Source organism: Arthrobacter sp. 2RAF22, from assembly GCF_052115325.1.
GTDB lineage: Bacteria > Actinomycetota > Actinomycetes > Actinomycetales > Micrococcaceae > Arthrobacter.
Genome location: NZ_JBFRGL010000009.1, coordinates 1 through 22,035 on the forward strand (window position 1 = coordinate 1; position 22,035 = coordinate 22,035).

Below are 22,035 nucleotides of genomic sequence, written 5' to 3' on the forward strand. Positions count from 1 at the left end.
AATATCAGTCTGACACTGCAGTCGAACACAAGACCCGCCAGCACACCCACCACACCCGGACAGCACCCCAACGGAAAGCGGCCCCCGACACCAAAACCGGGAGCCGCTCACCACTGCCTCTTGACAACAGCTTCTACATATCAGTTGGGCCTTGCTAGCGGAAGGCTAGCGCACCGTCAGGGCGGCCAGGGCCATGCGTTCAAGGATGGGCCGGGCACTCTTGACGGCCATGCGTCGACCATGGTGCCGGACCGAGTGCGGCGTCGAGTTGATGAGGCCGAAGGCTGCGTGCGCGCGGACCCGGAGCTCGGCAGGATCCGTGTCCGGATGCAGTTCGCCGAGCACCCCCACCCACAGTTCCACATAGTTGCGCTGCAGTGTGCGGACTTCGGCCTGGTCGGCGTCGCTGAGGTTGCTGAAGTCGCGGTCCTGGACCCGGATGACATCGGGATTGCTGAGGGCGAAGTCCACGTGGAACTCCACCAGTCCGCGCAACGCAGCTTCAGCGTCGGCGGCTTCGGACACCACGGTGCGGCCGCCGTCGAGAAGATTCCGGCTCACACTCAACAGCAGCTCGGCGAGCACGGCTTGTTTTCCTGGGAAGTGCCGGTACACCGCAGGTCCGCTGACTCCTGCCGCGGCCCCCAGGTCCTCAAGGGACACGCGGTTGAAACCATCGGCGGCGAACAACCCGGCTGCGGCGGTCAGGAGGGCCTTGCGCCGTGTTTCCTTGGCTTGGCTCCGCTGGGTCGGTGCTGGGCCGTCCTGCTGGGAGCTCCGCTGGAAAGTGACCACAATTCCTCCTTTTGCACGCGTCCACTTCAGCGCCGGTACCGGGCGGGCCCCGTGTCGGGGTGATGGACAACACAGTTAATAGAGACTAACCTAAATTCCAGTTATGCGGTACTAACTGAGATGGCCATTGGCCGGGATGGGACACAGTCGATGGAGACACTCGCCAGCCAGCTGGATACCAGCAGCGATCAGTTCGCGGCCAACGCGGAAGCGCAGCTGTCCCTGGTTTACGAGCTGAAGAAGCGCCTAGCGGTGGCCGCCCTGGGTGGCCCGGAGAAGTCGCGCGAGCGGCACATCTCCCGGGGCAAGCTGTTGCCGCGCGAGCGCATCAACTACTTGCTGGACGAGGGAAGCCCGTTCCTGGAGATCGCCCCGCTGGCGGCCAACGGGATGTACAACGACGACTCCCCGGGTGCCGGAGTGATCGCGGGGATCGGCTTGGTCCATGGCCGCCAGGTGATGGTGGTGTCCAACGACGCCACGGTCAAGGGCGGAACGTATTACCCGATGACGGTGAAGAAGCATCTCCGGGCGCAGGAAATCGCGCTGGAGAACAGGCTGCCGTGCGTCTACCTCGTGGATTCCGGGGGAGCGTTCCTGCCCAAGCAGGACGAGGTGTTCCCGGACAAGGAGCACTTTGGCCGGATCTTCTTCAACCAGGCCAGGATGTCAGCGGCGAAGATCCCGCAGATCGCCTCGGTCATGGGGTCCTGCACGGCCGGTGGCGCTTACGTTCCCGCCATGAGCGACGAAACCGTCATTGTCCGCAACCAGGGCACCATTTTCCTTGGCGGCCCGCCGCTGGTGAAGGCCGCCATCGGTGAAATCGTCACCGCGGAGGAACTCGGCGGCGGCGACGTGCACTCGCGGATTTCCGGTGTGACGGACCACCTCGCCGAAAACGACGAGCACGCCCTGCAGATCGTCCGCGACATCGTCTCCACCCTGCCCAAGCCTGAGGCCCCTGCCTGGGACGTGGACACCGCCGTCGAGCCCGTGGTGGACCCGGGCGAGATCTATGGTGCCGTTCCAACGGACGTCAACGCCAAGTACGATGTCCGGGAAGTCATCGCCCGGCTCGTGGACGGCTCGAGGTTCCACGAGTTCAAGAAGAACTACGGCACCACCTTGGTGACGGGGTTCGCGAAGCTGCACGGCCACCCTGTGGGCATCGTGGCGAACAACGGTGTGTTGTTCAGCGAGTCCTCCCTCAAGGGCGCGCACTTTATCGAGTTGTGCCACCAGCGCGGCATCCCCTTGGTTTTCCTGCAGAACCTCTCCGGCTTCATGGTCGGCAAGGACGTCGAGCAGGGCGGCATCGCCAAGAACGGCGCCAAGATGGTCACCGCCGTCGCCACCGCCCGCGTGCCCAAGCTGACGGTGGTGATCGGCGGTTCCTTCGGTGCCGGAAACTACTCGATGTGCGGCCGCGCCTACTCGCCGCGCTTCCTCTGGATGTGGCCGGCGTCCCGGATCTCGGTGATGGGCGGGAACCAGGCCTCGAGCGTGCTGGCAACCGTCAAGCGTGACCAGTACGAGGCCCGCGGCGAGGAATGGTCCGCCGAGGACGAGGAAGCCTTCAAGGCCCCCATCAGGCAGCAATACGAGGACCAAGGCAGTCCCTACTACTCCACCGCCCGGCTCTGGGACGACGGCATCATCGACCCCGCTGACACCCGGCGCGTCCTGGGCATGGCCTTGGATACCGTCTCCCGCCAACCCCTGCCGGAAACCTCCTTCGGCCTCTTCCGGATGTGACCCCATGACCATCAACTCCTTCGAAACCGTCCTTGTCGCCAACCGCGGCGAGATCGCCTGCCGCGTCATCCGCACCCTCAAGGCCATGGGCATCCGTTCCGTTGCGGTCTATTCAGACGCCGACGCCGGGGCCCGCCACGTGCGCGAAGCAGACACGGCCGTCCGGATCGGCACAGCCGCGGCGGCGGACAGCTACCTGCGGATCGACGCCATCATCGAGGCCTGCCTGCAAAGCGGTGCCCAGGCGGTCCACCCGGGGTATGGATTCCTGGCCGAAAACGTTGAGTTTGCCAAGGCCCTGGACGCGGCAGGCATCGCGTTCATCGGCCCCGGCATTGACGCCATCGAGATCATGGGCGACAAGATCCGCTCCAAGAACCATGTCATGTCGTACGGCGTCCCCTGCGTCCCGGGTATCGCCGAACCGGGATTGAGCGACGAGGCGCTCATCGAGGCGGCGCCCGGCGTCGGCTTCCCCCTGCTCATCAAGCCCTCGGCTGGTGGCGGTGGCAAGGGCATGCACATCGTGGAGCGGCTCGAGGATATGGCGGCAACGCTGCTCACGGCCCGACGGGTGGCGGCGAGCGCCTTCGGCGACGACACCCTGTTCCTGGAACGTCTTATCCAGTCGCCCCGGCACATCGAAGTCCAGGTCCTCGCCGACAACCACGGCAACGTGATCCACCTCGGCGAGCGCGAATGTTCCCTGCAGCGCCGCCACCAGAAGGTCATCGAGGAAGCACCGTCCCCCCTGCTGGAGTCCCTCGCGAATGGGGCCGAGGTCCGGGCGCGGATCGGTGAGGCCGCCTGCCAGGCTGCCCGAAGCGTCAGGTACAGCGGTGCCGGTACGGTGGAGTTCCTCGTCTCGGACCAGGATCCGGAGCACTTCTTCTTCATGGAGATGAACACCCGCCTCCAGGTGGAGCACCCTGTCACGGAAATGGTGACAGGCGTCGACCTTGTCGAATGGCAAGTGCGCATCGCCGCAGGTGAGGTCCTCACGGTGGCGCAGTCCGACGTCGTGCTTGAGGGCCACGCGGTAGAGGCGCGAGTCTACGCGGAGGTACCCGAACGCGGGTTCATGCCATCCATCGGCGAGATCGTGATGCTCCGGGAACGGGCAAGCAACGATCCGCACGTCCGCGTCGATTCGGCCATGCTGACGGGCCTGTCCGTCAGCGGGGACTACGACCCCATGCTCGCCAAGGTCATTGCCTGGGGTCCGGACCGCAAAGCGGCGCTGGACACCCTTGACCACGCGCTGGGGGACTACACGCTGCTGGGCGTGCACACGAACATCGAGTACTTGCGGCTCCTGGTCAACGACGACGATGTCCGCGCCGGCCGCCTCGACACCGGCTTGATCGAGCGCAAACTTGACGGGATGGAATTCCGCCAAGTGTCCGACGTCGAGTTGGTTGCCGCCGCGATGCTGGACCGTCAGGTCTTGGCTCCTGCCGGAACGGCAGGACCCTGGAACGCCGCCGACGGCTGGCGCGTCGGCGCGCCCGCACCGTGGAAGACCACAGTCGGACGTCCCGACGGCGGACTGGCCACCGTGGGGCTGACGGTGGACGCGCAGGGCTTCACCTCCCGCGTGGACAGCGGCGTCGAGCACTCTGCCGTCATGCGGCCGGGACCCTCGGGACATGCGGTGCTGGTGCTCGACGGCGTCGAGCACCCTTTCGCGCACGGCTCACCATCTTCGGAGCTTGGGACACGCGAACTCTGGCTGGGCAGCGACGGCTGGTCCTGCCGGCTGGAGATCCTGGACCGCGAAGCCCGGCTCCAACGAATCCTCGCGGGCATCCAGCGCGAAGAAGGCGCCGCGGATCCCGAAGTCCGGTCTCCCATGCCGGGAACCGTCGTCTCCGTTTCGGTGCACAACGGCGACCACGTGGAAGCGGGCGACGTCCTCCTCGCAGTAGAGGCCATGAAGATGGAACACCAGCTCGTGGCCTCTGTGTCCGGCACCGTGCACCTCAGCAGCAAGACCGGGGACCTCGTCAAGGCTGACCAAGTCCTCGCCACCATCCACGTGGCGGCGGAGCCCGCCCCAGAAGCCTCAGCAGAAAACCAGAAAGACGAGGAAGTCTAGCCATGGCAAGTTTTGAACTCACCGAGGAATACCAGGACCTGAGCGACTCCGTCCGGGAATTCGCCGACGAGGTAGTGGCGCCGGTGTCCACGAAGCACGACGAGGAACACAGCTTCCCGTACGAGGTAGTCAAGCAGATGGGTGAGATGGGTCTTTTCGGCCTGCCCTTCCCTGAAGAGTTCGGCGGAATGGGCGGGGACTACTTCGCCCTGGCGCTCGCGCTGGAACAGCTGGGCCGGGTGGACCAGTCCGTGGCCATCACCCTCGAGGCGGGTGTCTCGCTTGGCGCCATGCCCGTGTACCGCTTCGGCACCCAGGAGCAGAAGGAACAATGGCTGCCCCAGCTGACCTCGGCCGAAGCGCTCGCAGGCTTCGGTCTGACCGAGCCGGAAGCCGGCTCGGACGCCGGTGGCACCAAGACGAACGCGCACCTCGAGGACGGCCGCTGGGTCATCAACGGCAACAAGGAATTCATCACCAACTCCGGGACCGACATCACCCGGCTCGTCACCGTCACCGCCGTCACCGGGCAGCACGAACGCAAGGACGGGAGCATCAAGAAGGAAATCTCCACCATCCTGGTCCCCACGGACACACCCGGTTTCACCGCCGAAAAGGCCTACAACAAGGTGGGCTGGAACGCCTCCGACACCCACCCGCTGACACTGAACAACGTGCGGGTTCCCGAAGAGAACCTGCTCGGTGTCCGAGGACGGGGCTACGCCAACTTCCTGTCCATCCTGGACGAAGGCCGCATCGCCATCGCCGCGCTTGCCACCGGCGCGGCCCAGGGCTGCGTCGACTTGTCCGTGAAATATGCCAAGGAACGCGTGGCCTTCGGACAGAACATCGGCAAGTACCAGGCCATCCAGTTCAAGATTGCCCGCATGCAGGCACGGGCCCACACAGCCCGCCTGGCCTACTACGATGCGGCCGCGAGGATGCTGGCCGGCAAGCCGTTCAAGACCGAAGCGGCCATCGCTAAGATGGTCGCAGGCGAGGCAGCCATGGACAACGCACGGGACGCCACCCAGGTGTTCGGTGGCTATGGCTTCATCAACGAATTCACGGTGGCACGGCACTACCGCGACTCCAAGATCCTGGAAGTCGGGGAAGGCACTACCGAGGTCCAGTTGATGCTCATCGCCCGCGAGCTGGGCCTTTAACCGTCAGGGAAGGTAAACGATGATCGACAAAGTTGTTGCCAGCGCCGCGGAAGCGGTGAAGGACATCCACGACGGTGCCTCTCTCGCCGTCGGCGGGTTCGGCCTGTGCGGTATCCCGGTGGCGCTGATCGATGCGCTCCACCATCAAGGCACCAAGGACCTTGAAACAGTCAGCAACAACTGCGGCGTGGACGACTGGGGCCTGGGCATCCTGCTGAAGGACGGACGGATCCGCCGGACCATCAGTTCCTATGTTGGTGAGAACAAGGAGTTCGCGCGGCAGTACCTCGCCGGTGAACTGGAGGTGGTCCTCACCCCGCAAGGTACCCTCGCCGAGAAACTGCGCGCCGGCGGGGCCGGAATCCCCGCGTTCTTCACGGCGGCCGGCGTCGGGACGCAGGTTTCGGAAGGCGGTCTGCCGCAAAAGTACGACGCCGACGGCAACGTGGCGATCGCATCCTCACCTAAGGAAGTGCGCACCTTCAACGGGGCGGACTATGTCCTGGAGGAATCCCTGACACCCGATTTCGGACTGGTCCACGCCTGGAAGGGGGACCGTCACGGGAACCTCGTCTTCCACGCGACGGCTATGAACTTCAATCCACTGTGTGCCATGGCGGCCCGGATCACCATCGTCGAGGTCGAAGAGCTTGTGGAACCCGGCGAACTCGATCCGCAACATATCCACACCCCGGGCATCTTCGTCCAGCGGGTCGTTGTTGCACCGGACACGGAGAAACGCATCGAAAAGCGGACCGTCGCGTTGACCCGGCAGGCAGGAGCGTAGCCATGGAATCGAACATCACCCAGGATGTGCCGCCGCGTCCCGAGGCCGTCAGGCACGAGTACCGCCGCGCCGGCGCCGAGCACCACGAGGGCAAGGGCTGGACGCGGAACGAACTCGCCGCCCGCGTAGCCCGCGAACTCACCAACGGGCAATACGTCAACCTGGGGATCGGCATGCCCACCCTGATCCCCAACTACATCCCCGAGGGCGTCGAGGTGATCCTCCATTCCGAGAACGGGATACTGGGCGTCGGCCCCTACCCGGCCGAGGACGCGGTGGACCCGGACCTGATCAACGCCGGCAAGGAAACGGTCACAGTCAACGCGGGCGCCGCGTTCTTTGACTCGGCTACCTCGTTCGGCATGATCCGCGGGGGCCATGTGGATGTCGCCGTGCTGGGGGCCATGGAGGTCGCGGCCAACGGGGACCTGGCCAATTGGATGATCCCCGGCAAAATGGTCAAGGGCATGGGCGGCGCCATGGACCTGGTCTTCGGCGCCAAGCGGGTGATCGTGATGATGGAGCACGTGGACCGCAACGGCAAGCCCAAGATCGTCAAGGAATGCTCGTTGCCCGTCACGGGGAAAGGCTGCGTGGACCGGATCATCACCGACCTCGCCGTGATCGACGTCGTCTCCGAAGGCGGGGCCTCGAGGCTCGTGCTGCGCGAGCTGGCACCGAATGTCTCGGCCGAGGACGTGGCCGCGGCGACCGGCGTCGAGCTCTTCGAAGAGGACCAGGAGTTGACTGTATGACGGCGGACGCTGAACCCCGCGTAGTCGAGCAGCGGGGGATGTACTTCGACGAACTCGAGGAAGGCGTTGTGTACGCCCACCGGCCCGGGCGGACCGTCACCGAAACGGACAACGTCCTGTTCACCACGTTGACCATGAACACCCAGGCCCTCCACCTGGACGCGGCGTGGAGCGCCAAACAGCCCTTCGGGCAGAGGCTCATGAACTCGATGTTCACGCTGTCCACCATGGTGGGACAGTCCGTCACCCAGCTGACCCAGGGCACCATCATTGCCCAACTGGGCCTCACGGACGTCTCATTCCCGCACCCCCTCTACCACGGCGACACCCTCTACACGGAGACGGTCATCATCGGGAAACGGGAGTCGTCGTCGCGTCCCGGGCAAGGCGTGGTGACCATGAAACATACCGGCCGCAACCAGGACGGCACTGTGGTGGCACTGGCGACGCGGGCCTGCCTCATGTGGAGCCGGACAGCGCATCTGGAGGCGCAACAGGGGACAATCAATACATGACCTTCACCATGGGCCCCGCTTTGCTTTTCTGCCCCGCCGACCGGCCGGAACGGTTCCAAAAGGCCGCTGAGCGTTCCGACGCCGTCATCGTGGACCTCGAGGATGCTGTCGCGCCTGCAGATAAGAAGCGGGCCCGGGGCGCGATCCTCGCCCAGCTCGGCTCAGGCGGCGAGACCGCCGAACTCGACCCCAGCCGCACGATTGTGCGCGTCAATCCGGTGGGCACCCCGGATTTCGAGAAGGATCTGCACTGCCTGGCGCATACTCCTTACCGCACCATCATGCTGGCCAAGGCCGAGACCGCCGAACAGTTGAAAGCACTCGAGGGATACCACGTCATCGCCCTGTGCGAGACGGCCAAGGGAATCGTCAACGCGGCTGAGATCGCCCAGGCTCCCAACGTCGTCGGGCTCATGTGGGGCGCCGAGGATTTGATCGCCTCGATGGGCGGCACCTCCAGCCGCAAGGACGACGGCGGCTACCGCGCCGTCGCAACGCACTCCCGGTCCACCGTGCTGCTGGCGGCCAAAGCCGCAGGCAAGGAGGCCATCGACTCGGTCTACGTCGACATTCCCGATCTTGTGGGGCTGGCCGTGGAATCCGCCGACGCAGTGGCCAGCGGATTCGGTGCCAAGGCCTGCATCCACCCGAACCAGGTAGCCGTTGTCCGCGAAGCCTATGCGCCGTCGCCCGAAGCCGTCGCAGTGGCGCGGGAACTGCTTGACGCCGCGGCTGCGGCCGGAACCGGTGTGTTCCAGCACAAGGGCAAAATGGTGGACGGTCCCATCCTGAAACACGCCGAATCCACGCTGCGCAGGGCACGGCTTTCCTGAAGGGTCGCCCCGGGTCTATTGACCGCGCTGTCGTGGCTTCGGCAGCGACAACGGGGCGATGACCTCGTAGAGCTCAATCCGGATCCAGCGCTGACCCGTTTCCCGGAACTCGGCCCTCGTGGCGAAGCGGTACAGGAAGCTGCGGGCCCGCACCCAACGCGGCCGGTCGCCGTCGAACGGGTCCTGGCGCAACAAGCGCAAGGTGGGCGGATCGGCGTCGAGCAGCTTGCCCAGGAACGCGTAGAACCATTCCTCGTGCACAGTGCGCAAGGGCAGGAACCACATCAGCCAGTCGAGGCGCAAGTGGTAGGGCGCCCATTGCCGGGGGAGCCGGCGGACGTCGCCGGGCTTGCCCTTGAAGCCGTATTCGCGCCAATCTGCCTCGTCGACGGGAACGTCTGCCTGGGTGCCTTCCACCACGATTTCCACGCGGTGCCGCGTCACCGTGCCGAACGCCCCGTACGTGTTGACCAACTGCCATCGGTTGAAGCTCGCGTTCATGAGCTGCCCCCGCGAGAGCAGGTTGCGGATGGGCCAATAGCTGAGCACCAGAAGGAGCACCGTCACCGCGAGTACGACGGCGAGCCACCACACCGGGGCCTGCGGAACCGCCGCTGCCGGGTTGGTCCGTTGCGGGATGAAAGGCAGCACAGCGTGGGCAACCGGGTCGCTCACCGCAGCGAAGGCGAGCACGATCGCGGACCAATTGAGCCACGCGAAGTTTCCGCTCCCCACCAGCCAAAGCTGCGTGAAGACCACAATTCCTGCGGCGATGGTGGCCAGCGGCTGCGGGGCGAACAGGAAGAACGGCACCACCAGCTGGGCGAAGTGGTTGCCGAGCACCTCCATGCGGTGCATCGCTTTGGGCAGGAGATGCGCCTGGCGGCTCAACGGTCCGGGCATGGGCTGGGTTTCGTGGTGGTAGTACAGGGCGGTTAAATCACGCCACTCGCTTCCGCCATGGATCTTGATCATGCCGGCGCCGAATTCCAGCCTGAAGAGCAACCACACGAGCAGGACGAGGATGGTCCTGGGCGGGGGGACCTGGTCCGAACCGAGGAAGCCGACGGTGAAGCCCATTTCCAGCAGCAGCATCTCCCAACCGAAGCTGTAGAAGGTCTGGCCGACGTTGACGATCGACATGTAGAGCAACCACAAGGCCAGGAACGCGGCCAAGGGAAGCCACGGCGGGCCAAGCTGCGGCAGCCCGCCCACGAGTGTCAGGGACACGGCAAGTCCTGCGGCGCATACGGCGCGGAGCAACGTGTCCGAGTACTTCCAGCGGAACAGGCTGGGCCTGCGCAAGACCCTGTGGCCGTCCACATACCTCGGGACAGGCAGGAGCCCATGTTCGCCAAGGAGTGCGGGAAACTGGTTGAGGCTGGACAGGAACGCGATGAAATAGAGCGCGGCCGTGCCGCGCTGGAGCACCTGCCGGGCGAATTCATAGTCCGGCGCCTCGAACCACGAGACCCAGTCCACAAACCAACGCTACGCCTGGGGTGCGGGATACTTAAGCAATGCAGCCGCGCAAGATCATCCTCCTCGGGTCCACTGGTTCAATTGGCACTCAAGCGATTGACGTCGTCGACGCCGCCCCCCACCTGTTTGAGGTCGTGGCGCTGAGCGCGGGTGGCGGGAACCTGGAACTCATCGCGCAGCAGGCAGTCCACACCAAGGCACAGGCAGTCGGCATCGCCTACGGCGACGCCCACGAACTCCACAGACTCATCGGCGCTGCCGCCTCCGCCGCCGGACTCCGGAACTACGATCCGGCGATCATCACGGGGCCGGATGCGTCCACCAAGATTGCCGCGATCGAAGCGGACGTCGTACTCAACGGCATCACGGGGTCCATCGGGCTGGCGCCCACGTTGGCAGCACTCAAGTCCGGCGCCATCCTGGCCTTGGCGAACAAGGAATCCCTCATCGTGGGCGGTGCCCTGGTGAAGGCCGCTGCCGCCGTTGACCAGATCGTGCCCGTGGATTCCGAGCACTCGGCCATCGCCCAATGCCTCCGCGCAGGAACCGACAAAGAGGTTGGGAAACTCATCCTGACGGCGTCCGGCGGACCTTTCCGGGGCCGCAGCCGGGAGCAACTCCGCAACGTCACCCCGGCCGAGGCCCTTGCGCACCCCACATGGGACATGGGCCTCATGGTCACCACCAACTCGGCCAGCCTCGTCAACAAAGGCCTGGAGGTCATCGAAGCGCACCTGCTGTTCGACGTCCCGTTGGACAGGATCGACGTCGTGGTGCACCCGCAATCCGTGGTGCACTCGATGGTGGAGTTCGTGGACGGCTCCATCATTGCCCAGGCTTCTCCGCCGGACATGCGACTGCCCATCGCCCTCGGCCTCGGGTGGCCGGACCGCGTGCCCGGCGCCGCCAAGGCCTGCGACTGGACCAAGGCCACCAGTTGGACGTTCGAACCCCTCGACTCGGTGGCTTTCCCGGCCGTGGAACTGGCCAAGGACGCCGCGAAGCAGGGGAGCACGTTTCCAGCGGTCTTCAACGCGGCCAACGAGGAAGCGGTGGAAGCCTTCCACGCCGGGAGGATCCGCTTCACCGACATCGTGGACACGGTGGAGTCCGTCCTCAGCGAACATTCAGGATCCTTGGAGCTGACGGTGGACTCGGTGTTGGATGCTGAGAGGTGGGCACGCACGCGCACCCATGATCGTTTAGCCAACAGCACCCTTTAGGAAGCAGTACTTAAGGCATGAATCCCGTCATTCTGTTCATTCTCGGAGTCGTCTTCGTCGCGATCGGCGTGGCCGTCTCCATTGCGCTGCACGAGGTGGGGCACTTGCTTCCCGCCAAGCTCTTCAAGGTGCGCGTCACGAAGTACATGATCGGGTTCGGTCCTACCCTGTGGTCCACACGGAGAGGCGAGACCGAATACGGCGTCAAAGCGATCCCGCTGGGCGGCTACGTCGCCATGATCGGCATGTACCCGCCCAACAAGGAAGATGGCAGCGTCAGGCCGTCCAGCACCGGCATGTTCCAGACACTCGCCACCGAAGCCCGGTCCGCGGCGCACGAGGAAGTGGGCCCCGGCGACGAGAACAGGGTCTTCTACAGGCTGCCGGTCTGGAAAAAGGTCATCATTATGCTGGGTGGGCCGGCCATGAACCTGCTCATCGGCCTGGTGCTGACAGCGGTGCTGCTCATGGGCTTCGGAGTGTCCACCGCCACCACCACCATCGCCGAGGTGTCAAAGTGCCAAGTCAAGGCCGGCGAAACCGTCGATCCAAACTCGCCGAACTGCCAACTGACCCCGGCCGCGGTGGCCAAGCTCCAGCCGAACGACGTTGTCACCAGCTTTGACGGCAAGCCTGTGACGAGCTGGGCCGAGATGAGCGGCTGGATCCGGGCATCCGCCGGCAAGTCCGTGCAAATCACCGTGGACCGTGGCGGCAAGAGCGTCACCACGCAGGTTACCCCGGTGCTGTCCGCACGCCCCGTCATCGCCGACAACGGCCAGCAGGCCAAGGGCTCGGACGGCAAGCCGCTGTACGAGGAGGTCGGGTTCCTCGGCATCGGTGCGCAAACCGCCATGGTGCCCCAGCCGGCGTCGACCGTTCTTCCGATGGCCGGCGAGAACATCAAGCAGATCGCCGGAGTCATCCTCAACCTCCCCGCCAGGGTAGTCGGAGTAGCGCAAGCGGCTTTCGGCTCCGAACCGCGCGATCCCAATGGCCCCATCAGCGTCGTCGGCGTCGGCCGGGTGGCCGGTGAAGTGGCTGCCATGGATCAGGTTCCGCTGCAATCGCGCGTCAGCGCCCTCGTGGGGCTCCTCGCCGGACTGAACTTCGCCCTCGCCGTCTTCAACCTGGTTCCGCTCCTGCCGCTCGACGGCGGACACGTGGCGGGCGCGCTCTACGAGGGAGCCCGGCGTCGAATCGCCAAGCTGTTCGGCAAACCGGATCCCGGCGCTTTCGACATCGCCAAGCTCCTGCCGCTCACCTACGTCGTGGCGAGCGTCCTCATGGCCATGAGCGCGCTGCTGATCTACGCGGACATCGTCAAGCCCGTCAACCTCTTCGGCTGATCCGGATTGGGCTGGGGGGATAGGCTATCCATATGACTGTTTTCGCTGTTGAGTACGTTTACGACGCCGAGTCCGCCGAGGTGCGCGACGCGAACCGCCCCGCCCACCGCGCCTGGCTCGCCAGCCTCGCCGAGCAGGGAACCCTGCTGGCGAGCGGCCCTTACACCGACGGGGCGGGTGCGCTGCTCCTGCTCGAGGCCGCCGACGAGGCCGAGCTGAACGCCACGTTGAAGGAGGATCCGTTCGCCGCCGTCCGGGGGATTGCAGGCATCCGGACGTCGGAGTGGAACCCCGTCATCGGAATGCTCTCCGCCCACGCTTCCTAGCAGCATGACCGGCCGGGTTCCCGGCCCTACGATCCACCCATTTCAACCCAAGGAGTCCACGTGACCTCGGTCAGCCTGGGAATGCCGTCAGCCCCGCCCCCCGTTCTCGCGCCCCGCCGCAAGACCCGCCAGATCAAGGTGGGTTCGGTCGGCGTCGGCTCCGATTCACCCATCAGCGTGCAATCGATGACCACCACCCCCACCACGGACATCAACGCCACCCTGCAGCAGATCGCCGAGCTGACGGCGTCCGGCTGCGACATCGTGCGTGTCGCTTGCCCCTCCGCGGACGACGCCGAGGCACTGCCGATCATCGCCCGCAAGTCCCAGATTCCCGTGATCGCGGACATCCACTTCCAGCCGAAGTATGTCTTCGCCGCGATCGAGGCCGGTTGCGCTGCGGTGCGCGTCAATCCGGGCAACATCCGCAAGTTCGATGACCAAGTGAAGGAAATCGCGGCGGCAGCTCGCGATCACGGTACGTCCATCCGGATCGGCGTCAACGCCGGGTCCCTGGAGCCCGGCATCCTGAAGAAGTACGGCAAGGCCACCCCGGAGGCCCTCGTCGAGTCCGCTGTGTGGGAAGCGTCGTTGTTCGAGGAACATGGCTTCCACGATTTCAAGATCTCCGTCAAGCACAACGATCCCGTCATCATGGTGGCGGCCTACGAGATGCTTGCCGAAAAGGGCGACTGGCCCCTGCACCTCGGCGTGACAGAGGCCGGGCCCGCCTTCCAGGGCACCATCAAGTCCGCGACGGCCTTCGGAGCGCTCCTGTCCAGGGGTATCGGCGACACCATCCGCGTGTCCCTCTCCGCCCCGCCTGTCGAGGAAATCAAGGTCGGCAACCAGATCCTGCAGTCCCTCAACCTGCGCCCCCGCAAGCTCGAAATCGTCTCCTGCCCTTCATGCGGACGCGCCCAGGTGGACGTCTACACGCTGGCTGAGCAGGTCACGGCCGGGCTTGAGGGAATGGAGATTCCGTTGCGCGTCGCCGTCATGGGTTGCGTGGTGAACGGCCCGGGCGAGGCACGTGAAGCCGATCTCGGTGTGGCCTCCGGAAACGGCAAGGGCCAGATCTTCGTGAAGGGCGAAGTCATTAAGACTGTCCCCGAGAGCCAGATTGTTGAGACACTGATCGAAGAGGCCATGCGTATCGCCGAAGAGATGGGGGAGGCCGATGGCGAAGATGCTGTCAAGGGTAGCCCCGTGGTTAGCGTCTCGTAGCGAGACAGCCGCCGATGGGATTTCCGTCCGGGTGCTCGGCGCTGCCGACACCCGGGCCCTTCGCGTGCTCGCGATGGAAGACCCTGTAGCGAACGTCTTCATTCTGGCGCATCTCGATTCGTCGGGGAGCGCCGCACCCACGTCCGGTGGGGCGAGCGTCTTTGGAGTGTTCGACGGCGATGCCCTGGTGGGTGCCTGCTGGGCCGGCGCCAATCTGGTTCCGGTGCAGCTGGACCCCGGGCTGGCTTCCCGCGTTGCGGCGGTTGCACACCGGGCAGGACGCCGGTACGCCTCGATCTTCGGGCCGGCGGAGACCGTACTGGCGCTGCATTCCCGCTTGGAGCAGCTGGGCCATTTCGCCCACGAGGTACGTGCCGACCAGCCACTTCTGGCCATCTCGGGGCCACCCGCCATCGAAGCCAATCCGCAGCTCGGCTTCGGAAACATCGCGGATTTCGACCGTATCCTGCCCGCGTGCGCAGCCATGTTCGAAGAGGAAGTGGGGTATTCTCCCTTCCTCGGGAGCGAGGACTTCTACAGCCGCCGGGTGGCCGGACTGATCCGGCAAGGCCATTCCCTGGTGCACATCGACGCCGGCGGGAAAGTGAAGTTCAAAGCCGAACTCGGGGCGGTCACCGCGCAGGCCACCCAAGTGCAGGGCGTCTGGATGAACCCCGAGTTCCGCGGCCAAGGACTCAGTGCCGGGTACATGGCGGGAGTGGTTGTCCTGGCCCAGCAGTTCGCGCCGATCACCAGCCTTTACGTCAACGAGTACAACACCAGGGCGCGCGCCACGTACGAGCGGGTCGGGTTCAAACGCCTGGGAACCTTCGCCACGGTGCTGTACTGATCAACCCCGTTCTAGGCAACCCAACTAACTCGCAATAGATGTCGTTTTGAGGGCTCATAACGACGTCTAATGCGAGTTGGGAGGGGTGAGCGCGCCGGTGAGGTAGTGCTGGACGTTCGGGGCCACGAGCCGCACTACCTCGTCCTGGGAGGCCGAAGCCAGGGGTTCCAGCCGGACCACGTAGCGCATCAGCATGAGCCCCACCACCTGCGTGGCAACGAGGTTGCCACGCATCTTCGCCTCCTCCGGGGAACCGGGAAGACCCGCTGTGATCCTGGACAGGATGGTCCTCGCCACCATCTCCCGCAGCAAGGCGGTCTTGGCCTTGGAGCCGATCGTTCCCCTGACGAACGCGACAAGCCCGTGTTGTGCCGGGCTTTCCCACAGACGCAACACGGCGCGGACGATTGCTTCGGAGCGTTGCGCCGGGTCCAACGATTCGACGCCGGCCAGGACCTCGTCGGGATCAGCCGGGAGTTCGATGCTCTGGGCGAAGAGTTCGTCCTTGCCCTTGAAGAAGTGGTGGACCATGGCCGGGTCCATCTCTGCTTCGCGGGCCACTTGCCGCAGGCTCGTGCCGTCGAAGCCGTGTTCGGCGAAGAGCCGGCGCGCTGTAGCGAGGATCAGCTCGCGGGAGTCGCTCCCGCCGCTGCGGCGTCCCCGCCGCACGGGAGGCACGCCGCCGCTCATGAGGTCCGCCGTCGGAGGGTGAACGAAGCCAGGACCAAGACCCCCACAACGATCGCCGCCATGACCCCGGCATCCTGCCACATGGCCTGCGTCGCCTCGGTGTTGTCGGCGATCTGCTGGAGCGCATCGACCGAAAACGTCAACGGCAGCACATTGGAAATGCCCTCCAGGAGGCTGTTCATGTGGTCCCTGGCCACGAAGAGTCCGCACAAGAGGATCTGCGGTATCACCACCACCGGCATGAATTGCACCGCCTGGAATTCGGTCCTCGCAAAGGCCGAGCACAACAGGCCGAGCGCAACACCGAGTACTGCGTTGATGACGGCAATCATCACGACGTAACCGGGACCGCCCTTGATATCCAGATTGAAGATCCAGTAGGCCACAGCGGTTGCCACAAGGGACTGCAGGGCCGCCATGATGGAGAACGCCAACGCGTAGCCGAACAGGAGATCGGCTTTGTGGATGGGCGTCGTCAGGAGCCGTTCCAACGTCCCCGACGTCCTTTCGCGCAACATAGTGATCGACGTGACCAGGAACATCACCACAAACGGGAAAATGGCCAGCATCATGAGTCCCACGCGGTCAAACGTCCGGGGGAATCCGGGAGGCAGGGTTTCGTTCTCGAACAGATAGTAGACGCCCGTGAGCAGCAGGGCCGGAACCACCATGATGAGCGCGACGCTCCGGTGGTCGTGCCGCAGTTGTTCCAGGACCCGCCTGGTGGTGGCAAACATCATCCGTGGATTCATCACGCCACCTGGCTTTCATTGGCACTCCGGTGGCTCGAAGCGGCGCCCGCTTCCTGGATGATGTGCAGGAAGGCCTGTTCCAGGTCGTTGCTGTGTCCCCGCTCGCTCAGTTCCGCCGGACTGAGCTGCGCCAGCAGCAATCCATCGCGGAGCAGGAGCAACGAGGAACAGTGCGAGGCCTCCTCCATGACATGGCTGGACACCAGCAGGGTGGTGCCCGCTTTGGCCAAGGCGGCGAACCGTTCCCACAGTTCGGCACGCAGTACCGGGTCCAAGCCAACCGTTGGTTCGTCGAGGACCAGCAGCTTCGGATGCGAGACGAGCGCGCAGGCCAGCGAGACCCGGCTGAATTCCCCGCCGGATAGGTCTGCCGTCTTCCGCCGTGCCAGTGATTCGAGCCCGACGGCGGCAATCGCCTCCGCGGTGTCGGCCGCCGAGACGCCGTGCATGGCTCCGAAATACCTCACGTTCGCCTCGACGCTGAGGTCCGTGTAGACGCTCGGTGCCTGGGTGACGTATCCGACGTCGTGCCGCAATGACGGAGTACCTGCCGGACGGCCCAATACGTCCACCCTGCCGGCTGTCAGCCGCTGGACGCCGACGATGCAGCGCATGAGGGTTGTCTTGCCGCTCCCCGAGGGTCCAAGCAGGCCCGTGATCCGTCCGGGTTCCATGGCGAAGTCCACGCCACGGAGAATCTTCTTGCGGCCGCGCGTGACGTGCAGGCCCTCCACCGTGACCGCAGGGGACATGCCTGGTGCAGGACTTCCCGCTGGACTGTGGGACATCGCGGCCTCCGATTTATTCATCAGGTGATGAATAAAAGGTAAATCCATTACACAGGCGCGTCAACTGTGAGCCTCGGTGACAGATCCTGCAACGCGGGGTCACTTACGGCCCATGTCGGACCTCCGGATGGGCGCTAACTGACCCCGCGTTGTTCGTTGCCAGAATTGATTAGTCCAAGCCCTTGAAAAAAGTGTCCACCATCACATAAATTCAGAACCAGCCGTGTCGCTGGGGCGCGGACGGTTTCAGAGAGGAAACACAAAACCAAATGGCTGTAGGCGTTGATCTTTCGAAGGCATTCGACGAGTCCGACTAAGCCTCCAGGACAACGCCCGCGGCCGACCAGCCGCTGAGCCACGCCATGGCAGGATGACCAGCCGCCCAGCGGCCAGGGGCTTCCTCGCACCATGGCGTGGCTCATGTTCGTTCGGGGCGGCTTTGCTTTCCGAAGAACCCGGGGAAGGGATCCGGGGGGACGGCCCCGGCAGGTTCCCCGGCCGCAAGCCGGTAGATTGGTACACAGTAGTTTTTGCCAGCTCTTGCCATAGAAACGGATTCTGACCCGTGGTCCTTCGCCTCTCCCAGCTGTTCCTGCGCACCTTGCGTGAAGATCCCGTCGACGCCGAAGTCGCAAGCCACAGACTCCTGGTCCGTGCGGGCTATATCCGCCGTGCCGCACCGGGCATCTACACGTGGCTGCCTTTGGGATTGAGCGTCCTGCGCAAGGTCGAGCAGATCATCCGCGAGGAAATGGCCGCTATCGGCGCCCAGGAAGTCCACTTCCCGGCACTGCTGCCCCGCGAACCGTACGAGGCGACCAACCGCTGGACCGAATACGGCGAAGGGCTGTTCCGCCTCCAGGACCGCAAGGGTGCCGATTACCTCCTCGCCCCCACGCACGAGGAAATGTTCACCCTCCTGGTCAAGGACCTGTACTCCTCGTACAAGGACCTGCCGCTGAGCCTGTACCAGATCCAGAACAAGTACCGCGACGAAGCACGCCCCCGGGCAGGCCTCCTCCGCGGCCGCGAATTCATCATGAAGGATTCCTACTCGTTCGACGTCGACGACGCCGGCCTGGACGCGAGCTACGCGGCCCACCGTGCCGCGTACCTGAAAATCTTCGAGCGCCTTGGCCTTGAGGTCATCCCCGTTGCCGCCACGGCAGGCGCCATGGGTGGATCCAAGAGCGAGGAGTTCCTGCACCCCACCGAGATCGGCGAGGACACCTTCGTGCGCTCGGCGGGCGGCTACGCCGCCAACGTCGAAGCCGTGACCACCGTGGCCCCGGCCGAGATCGACTTCAGCAACGCGCCTCCCGCACGCGTCCTGGACACCCCGGACACGCCCACGATCGACACCCTCGTGACGGCTGCCAACCAGCTCGCCGCGCGCAGCGATTCCGACGGCGGCGCCTGGACTGCCGCCGACACCCTCAAGAACGTGGTCCTCGCCGTCACGCTGCCCACGGGCGAACGCCAGATCGTGGTCATCGGCGTTCCCGGTGACCGCGCAGTGGACCTCAAGCGCGTCGAAGCCAACATCGGTTCATTCCTGCCCATTGCCGGCGAAATCGGGCTCGAAGCGGCGAACGAGGACGACCTCAAGAAGATTCCGGAACTCGTCAAGGGCTACATCGGCCCCGGACTTGTCCTCGGCGAGGCCGTTCTCGGGCTCGAAGGAACGTCCAAGTTGCTCTTCCTTGTCGACCCCCGGGTTGTCTCGGGTACCAGCTGGGTTACCGGGGCGAACGAAGACGGAAAGCACGTGTTCGGTCTCGTAGCCGGGCGCGACTTCGCCTGGGATGGCGTCATCGAATGCACCGAGGTCCGCGCGGGAGACGAAGCCCCGGACGGCTCCGGCCCCTTGGAGACTGCCCGCGGCATCGAAATGGGACACATCTTCCAGCTCGGCCGCAAATATGCCGAGGCCCTCGACCTGAAGGTCCTTGACCAGAACGGCAAGCAGGTTGTGGTCACCATGGGCTCCTACGGTGTCGGCGTGACACGTGCCGTGGCCGCCCTGGCCGAGGCCAACAACGACGACCGGGGCTTGATCTGGCCGCGCTCCGTGGCCCCCGCGGACGTCCACGTGGTCGCCGTCGGACGCGGCGAGGAAATCTTCGCTGCGGCCGAGAAGCTCTCCGCCGAGCTCGAGGCCGCCGGCCTCGACGTGATTTACGACGACCGCCCCAAGGTTTCCCCCGGCGTGAAGTTCGGCGACGCCGAGCTCGTGGGCGTCCCCACCATCGTGGCGGTGGGCCGTGGCTTGGTGGACGGCGTTGTGGAGATCAAGGACCGTCGCACCGGCCAGGCAGAGAACGTGGCAGTCGAGAAGGCTGCCGACTACGTGGTCAACGCCGTACGCCAGAAGTGATCTCCGGCTTCGAGTCGGTCCAGCTCACCACGCTCGTCATGATCGTCGTGGCTGGATTCGCGGCCGGTTGGATCGATGCCGTGGTGGGCGGCGGGGGACTGATCCAGCTCCCCGCCTTGCTCCTGGTTCCGGGGATCACCCCGGTCCAGGCGCTGGCCACCAACAAGATGGGCTCCATTTTCGGGACGACAACCAGCGCTGTCACCTACTACCGCCGGGTTGGCCCTGACCTCAAGACGGCCATACCCATGGCGGTGATTGCCCTCGCGGGCAGTTTCGGCGGAGCCGTCCTGGCGGCCAACCTTCCCGCGAGCGTCTTCAAACCCATCATCGTGGTGGCCCTCATCGCCGTCGCGCTCTTCACTGCGCTGCGGCCCAATGCAGGCGAGCTGACCGCTCTGCGTCATGACGGCCACACGCACTACGTGGTGGCCTGCGCCATAGGCGGGGTGATCGGGTTCTACGACGGCCTGATAGGTCCTGGTACAGGCTCCTTCCTGGTGATCGCCCTCGTCTCCGCGATGGGCTATGCCTTCCTTGAGGCCAGCGCCAAGGCGAAGATCGTCAATATGGCCACGAACGCCGGTGCCCTGTTGTTCTTCCTGCCGCACGGATCACTGCTGTGGGGCGTCGGCGCCGTGCTGGGCTTGTCCAACATGGCCGGCGGCTACCTGGGCGCCCGGACAGCCGTGAAACAGGGCAGCGGGTTTGTGCGGATTGTGTTCCTGATCGTGGTCGGCGCGTTGATCGTCAAACTCGGGGTGGACGTCTGGAACGACTACTTCGCCACGTAGCGCCCCGGACGTCGCAAGCGATGGCCGCAGGGAAGCCCCGGGCGTAGCATGCACTCATGTGGGTCGATTCCGGCGACTATGAGCAGGCACTGGAACGTGCATGGGAGCATACGCGTGAGTGGTTGAGGGCCTTGCCCGGGCGGCCGGTACGGCCAAGCACCACGGCTGACGACGTCGCGGCAGTCTTCGGTGGACCGTTGCCGGCCAGCGGATTGGATCCGGCCGCGGTCATTGATTTCCTTGCCGAACATGCAGAGCCCGGGCTCATGGCCATGCAATCGGGGCGTTTCTTCGGTTGGGTCACCGGCGGCACGGTGCCGGCAGGCATGGCTGCGGACTGGATGGTTTCCGCATGGGACCAGAACTCCGGACTGCGTTTTGCCACACCCGCCACTGCCGGGATCGAAGAGACGGCAGGGCAATGGCTCCTTGAGCTGCTCGGCCTACCTGTTGGCTCCGACGTCGGATTCGCGACCGGCGCAAGCATGGCCAACTTCACGGCGCTCGCGGCGGCCCGATGGCGCCAGCTGGCCGCCGTCGGCTGGGATGTCAACGCCGGCGGACTCCAGGGCGCGCCGAAACTCCGTGTCCTCGTCGGGGCCGAGCGCCACGAGAGCCTGGACATGGCCTTGCGCTTCCTGGGCTTCGGGGCCCCGGAGGTTGTTGCGGCGGACCATCAAGGAAGGATTGACCCAGCCGCGCTTCGGACTGCGTTGGAGTCCGGTTCCGGTCCGGCAATCGTGTGCCTCCAGGCCGGGAACCTGCATTCCGGAGCCTTCGATCCTTTCCCCGAGGCGATTTCCGCTGCCAAGGATCATGGCGCGTGGGTCCATGTTGACGGGGCTTTCGGGCTGTGGGCAGCCGCTGTGCCGGGACTGCGGCATCTGGTGGAGGGCGTCGGATTGGCCGATTCGTGGGGAACCGATGCCCACAAGACCCTCAATGTGCCGTACGACGCCGGGATCGTGGTGGTACGTGACGTTGCTGCCCTGCGATCCGCCATCGGCATGCACGCCGAATACTTGATGCAGGATGACCACGGCCCCGGCGACCCCATGGAGAAGGTACCCGAGCTTTCCCGACGGGCCAGGGGAGTGCCGGTATGGGCGGCCTTGCGTTCCCTGGGTGGGGATGGCGTGCGGGAGCTTGTCGCCGGGCGCGCCGAGTGTGCCGCGGAACTGGCCAGGCGGCTTGCCGAGGTGCCCGGCGTCGAGGTCCTCAACGATGTGGTGTTCACGCAGTTGTCGCTGGCCTTCGGTTCCGACGAGAGGACGCGTGCCGTGACGGACTTCATCATGGCCGACGGGAGGGTCTGGATGTCCGGTTCACGCTGGCAGGGCAGGGATATCCTGCGAGTCTCGGTGACCAACTGGTCCACGGACTCGGCAGACCTGGATATCGCGGTGCAGGCCATCAAGGATGCTCTGGCGGCCACCGCCTAAGCGCGGCGGCTGAACGGCACGGCCTCCG

General features: G+C 65.2%; 20 protein-coding genes. 15 read left to right on the plus strand and 5 right to left on the minus strand.

Features of this window, described 5'->3' with window-relative positions:
• Window positions 1-165 precede the first annotated feature (165 nt).
• Window positions 166-795, minus strand: a complete 630-nt coding sequence (locus AB4068_RS09065; protein ID WP_059387833.1) for an SACE_7040 family transcriptional regulator — start codon at window positions 793-795, stop codon at window positions 166-168.
• A gap of 150 nt (window positions 796-945) precedes the next feature.
• Here AB4068_RS09065 and AB4068_RS09070 point away from each other — a divergent pair, with 150 nt between their 5' ends.
• Genes AB4068_RS09070 through AB4068_RS09100 form a run of 7 tightly spaced genes read left to right on the plus strand, consistent with a single transcriptional unit; the run spans window position 946 to window position 8,707 of the window.
• Window positions 946-2,553 carry a carboxyl transferase domain-containing protein gene (locus AB4068_RS09070; RefSeq protein WP_441433200.1) on the plus strand — a complete coding sequence of 536 codons (1,608 nt, stop codon included), beginning with the start codon at window positions 946-948 and terminating at the stop codon, window positions 2,551-2,553.
• Window positions 2,554-2,557: 4 nt separating this feature from the next.
• A complete protein-coding gene (locus AB4068_RS09075) occupies window positions 2,558-4,651 on the plus strand; it encodes an acetyl/propionyl/methylcrotonyl-CoA carboxylase subunit alpha (protein WP_441433201.1) in 2,094 nt (697 codons plus the stop codon).
• A 2-nt stretch (window positions 4,652-4,653) separates the two neighbouring features.
• Complete coding sequence (locus AB4068_RS09080; protein WP_441433202.1) at window positions 4,654-5,817, plus strand: acyl-CoA dehydrogenase family protein; 1,164 nt, start codon at window positions 4,654-4,656, stop codon at window positions 5,815-5,817.
• Between the two features lie 19 nt (window positions 5,818-5,836).
• Window positions 5,837-6,604, plus strand: coding sequence for a CoA transferase subunit A (locus tag AB4068_RS09085; RefSeq protein ID WP_441433203.1), 768 nt, complete (start codon window positions 5,837-5,839; stop codon window positions 6,602-6,604).
• Between the two features lie 2 nt (window positions 6,605-6,606).
• Complete coding sequence (locus AB4068_RS09090) at window positions 6,607-7,359, plus strand: CoA transferase subunit B (protein WP_284989369.1); 753 nt, start codon at window positions 6,607-6,609, stop codon at window positions 7,357-7,359.
• Window positions 7,356-7,874 (plus strand): MaoC family dehydratase, encoded by a 519-nt coding sequence (locus tag AB4068_RS09095; RefSeq protein WP_059387831.1) that lies wholly within the window; start codon window positions 7,356-7,358, stop codon window positions 7,872-7,874. Before AB4068_RS09090 ends, AB4068_RS09095 begins: the two co-directional genes overlap by 4 nt.
• Entirely contained in the window at window positions 7,871-8,707 is an 837-nt protein-coding gene (locus AB4068_RS09100) for an HpcH/HpaI aldolase/citrate lyase family protein (protein WP_307053518.1), read from the plus strand. The genes AB4068_RS09095 and AB4068_RS09100 overlap by 4 nt, the downstream gene beginning before the upstream one ends.
• Before the next feature lie 15 nt (window positions 8,708-8,722).
• On the opposite strand, the gene AB4068_RS09105 is transcribed toward AB4068_RS09100, so the two are convergent.
• Entirely contained in the window at window positions 8,723-10,189 is a 1,467-nt protein-coding gene (locus tag AB4068_RS09105; RefSeq protein ID WP_441433204.1) for a lipase maturation factor family protein, read from the minus strand.
• Between the two features lie 38 nt (window positions 10,190-10,227).
• Between AB4068_RS09105 and dxr the strand changes: the two genes are divergently transcribed.
• Genes dxr through AB4068_RS09130 form a run of 5 tightly spaced genes read left to right on the plus strand, consistent with a single transcriptional unit; the run spans window position 10,228 to window position 15,164 of the window.
• On the plus strand, window positions 10,228-11,412 hold the full coding sequence (gene dxr, locus AB4068_RS09110; RefSeq protein WP_332603275.1) for a 1-deoxy-D-xylulose-5-phosphate reductoisomerase: 1,185 nt from the start codon (window positions 10,228-10,230) through the stop codon (window positions 11,410-11,412).
• Between the two features lie 17 nt (window positions 11,413-11,429).
• Window positions 11,430-12,761: a M50 family metallopeptidase gene (locus AB4068_RS09115; protein WP_059387828.1), complete on the plus strand. Its 1,332-nt coding sequence runs from the start codon at window positions 11,430-11,432 to the stop codon at window positions 12,759-12,761.
• Window positions 12,762-12,793: 32 nt separating this feature from the next.
• Window positions 12,794-13,087 (plus strand): YciI family protein, encoded by a 294-nt coding sequence (locus AB4068_RS09120; protein WP_284989364.1) that lies wholly within the window; start codon window positions 12,794-12,796, stop codon window positions 13,085-13,087.
• Window positions 13,088-13,147: 60 nt separating this feature from the next.
• Window positions 13,148-14,314 (plus strand): flavodoxin-dependent (E)-4-hydroxy-3-methylbut-2-enyl-diphosphate synthase, encoded by a 1,167-nt coding sequence (ispG, locus tag AB4068_RS09125; protein WP_013600504.1) that lies wholly within the window; start codon window positions 13,148-13,150, stop codon window positions 14,312-14,314.
• Window positions 14,277-15,164: a GNAT family N-acetyltransferase gene (locus AB4068_RS09130; protein WP_284989397.1), complete on the plus strand. Its 888-nt coding sequence runs from the start codon at window positions 14,277-14,279 to the stop codon at window positions 15,162-15,164. Before ispG ends, AB4068_RS09130 begins: the two co-directional genes overlap by 38 nt.
• Before the next feature lie 66 nt (window positions 15,165-15,230).
• Here the strand turns inward: AB4068_RS09130 and AB4068_RS09135 are convergent, their stop codons facing one another.
• From AB4068_RS09135 to AB4068_RS09145, 3 genes are read right to left on the minus strand one after another with little or no spacing between them, the layout of a single operon-like run.
• Window positions 15,231-15,854, minus strand: a complete 624-nt coding sequence (locus tag AB4068_RS09135; protein ID WP_441433205.1) for a TetR/AcrR family transcriptional regulator — start codon at window positions 15,852-15,854, stop codon at window positions 15,231-15,233.
• Complete coding sequence (locus tag AB4068_RS09140) at window positions 15,851-16,594, minus strand: ABC transporter permease (RefSeq protein ID WP_307053541.1); 744 nt, start codon at window positions 16,592-16,594, stop codon at window positions 15,851-15,853. Before AB4068_RS09140 ends, AB4068_RS09135 begins: the two co-directional genes overlap by 4 nt.
• An 11-nt stretch (window positions 16,595-16,605) precedes the next feature.
• Entirely contained in the window at window positions 16,606-17,358 is a 753-nt protein-coding gene (locus AB4068_RS09145; RefSeq protein ID WP_441433244.1) for an ABC transporter ATP-binding protein, read from the minus strand.
• Window positions 17,359-17,959: 601 nt separating this feature from the next.
• On the opposite strand from AB4068_RS09145, the gene AB4068_RS09150 reads away from it, so the two are divergent.
• Genes AB4068_RS09150 through AB4068_RS09160 form a run of 3 tightly spaced genes read left to right on the plus strand, consistent with a single transcriptional unit; the run spans window position 17,960 to window position 22,007 of the window.
• A complete protein-coding gene (locus AB4068_RS09150; protein WP_441433206.1) occupies window positions 17,960-19,771 on the plus strand; it encodes a proline--tRNA ligase in 1,812 nt (603 codons plus the stop codon).
• Complete coding sequence (locus AB4068_RS09155; protein ID WP_441433207.1) at window positions 19,768-20,565, plus strand: sulfite exporter TauE/SafE family protein; 798 nt, start codon at window positions 19,768-19,770, stop codon at window positions 20,563-20,565. The genes AB4068_RS09150 and AB4068_RS09155 overlap by 4 nt, the downstream gene beginning before the upstream one ends.
• Window positions 20,566-20,621: 56 nt before the next feature.
• A complete protein-coding gene (locus tag AB4068_RS09160; RefSeq protein WP_441433208.1) occupies window positions 20,622-22,007 on the plus strand; it encodes a pyridoxal phosphate-dependent decarboxylase family protein in 1,386 nt (461 codons plus the stop codon).
• Window positions 22,008-22,035 lie beyond the last annotated feature (28 nt).

Coding starts and splice junctions, on each gene's coding strand:
- AB4068_RS09070 (WP_441433200.1), top strand. CDS start 946: ATGGAGACACTCGCCAGCCAGCTGGATACCAGCAGCGATCAGTTCGCG.
- AB4068_RS09075 (WP_441433201.1), top strand. CDS start 2,558: ATGACCATCAACTCCTTCGAAACCGTCCTTGTCGCCAACCGCGGCGAG.
- AB4068_RS09080 (WP_441433202.1), top strand. CDS start 4,654: ATGGCAAGTTTTGAACTCACCGAGGAATACCAGGACCTGAGCGACTCC.
- AB4068_RS09085 (WP_441433203.1), top strand. CDS start 5,837: ATGATCGACAAAGTTGTTGCCAGCGCCGCGGAAGCGGTGAAGGACATC.
- AB4068_RS09090 (WP_284989369.1), top strand. CDS start 6,607: ATGGAATCGAACATCACCCAGGATGTGCCGCCGCGTCCCGAGGCCGTC.
- AB4068_RS09095 (WP_059387831.1), top strand. CDS start 7,356: ATGACGGCGGACGCTGAACCCCGCGTAGTCGAGCAGCGGGGGATGTAC.
- AB4068_RS09100 (WP_307053518.1), top strand. CDS start 7,871: ATGACCTTCACCATGGGCCCCGCTTTGCTTTTCTGCCCCGCCGACCGG.
- dxr (WP_332603275.1), top strand. CDS start 10,228: ATGCAGCCGCGCAAGATCATCCTCCTCGGGTCCACTGGTTCAATTGGC.
- AB4068_RS09115 (WP_059387828.1), top strand. CDS start 11,430: ATGAATCCCGTCATTCTGTTCATTCTCGGAGTCGTCTTCGTCGCGATC.
- AB4068_RS09120 (WP_284989364.1), top strand. CDS start 12,794: ATGACTGTTTTCGCTGTTGAGTACGTTTACGACGCCGAGTCCGCCGAG.
- AB4068_RS09130 (WP_284989397.1), top strand. CDS start 14,277: ATGCTGTCAAGGGTAGCCCCGTGGTTAGCGTCTCGTAGCGAGACAGCC.
- AB4068_RS09135 (WP_441433205.1), bottom strand. CDS start 15,854: ATGAGCGGCGGCGTGCCTCCCGTGCGGCGGGGACGCCGCAGCGGCGGG.
- AB4068_RS09140 (WP_307053541.1), bottom strand. CDS start 16,594: ATGATGTTTGCCACCACCAGGCGGGTCCTGGAACAACTGCGGCACGAC.
- AB4068_RS09145 (WP_441433244.1), bottom strand. CDS start 17,358: ATGTCCCCTGCGGTCACGGTGGAGGGCCTGCACGTCACGCGCGGCCGC.
- AB4068_RS09160 (WP_441433208.1), top strand. CDS start 20,622: ATGTGGGTCGATTCCGGCGACTATGAGCAGGCACTGGAACGTGCATGG.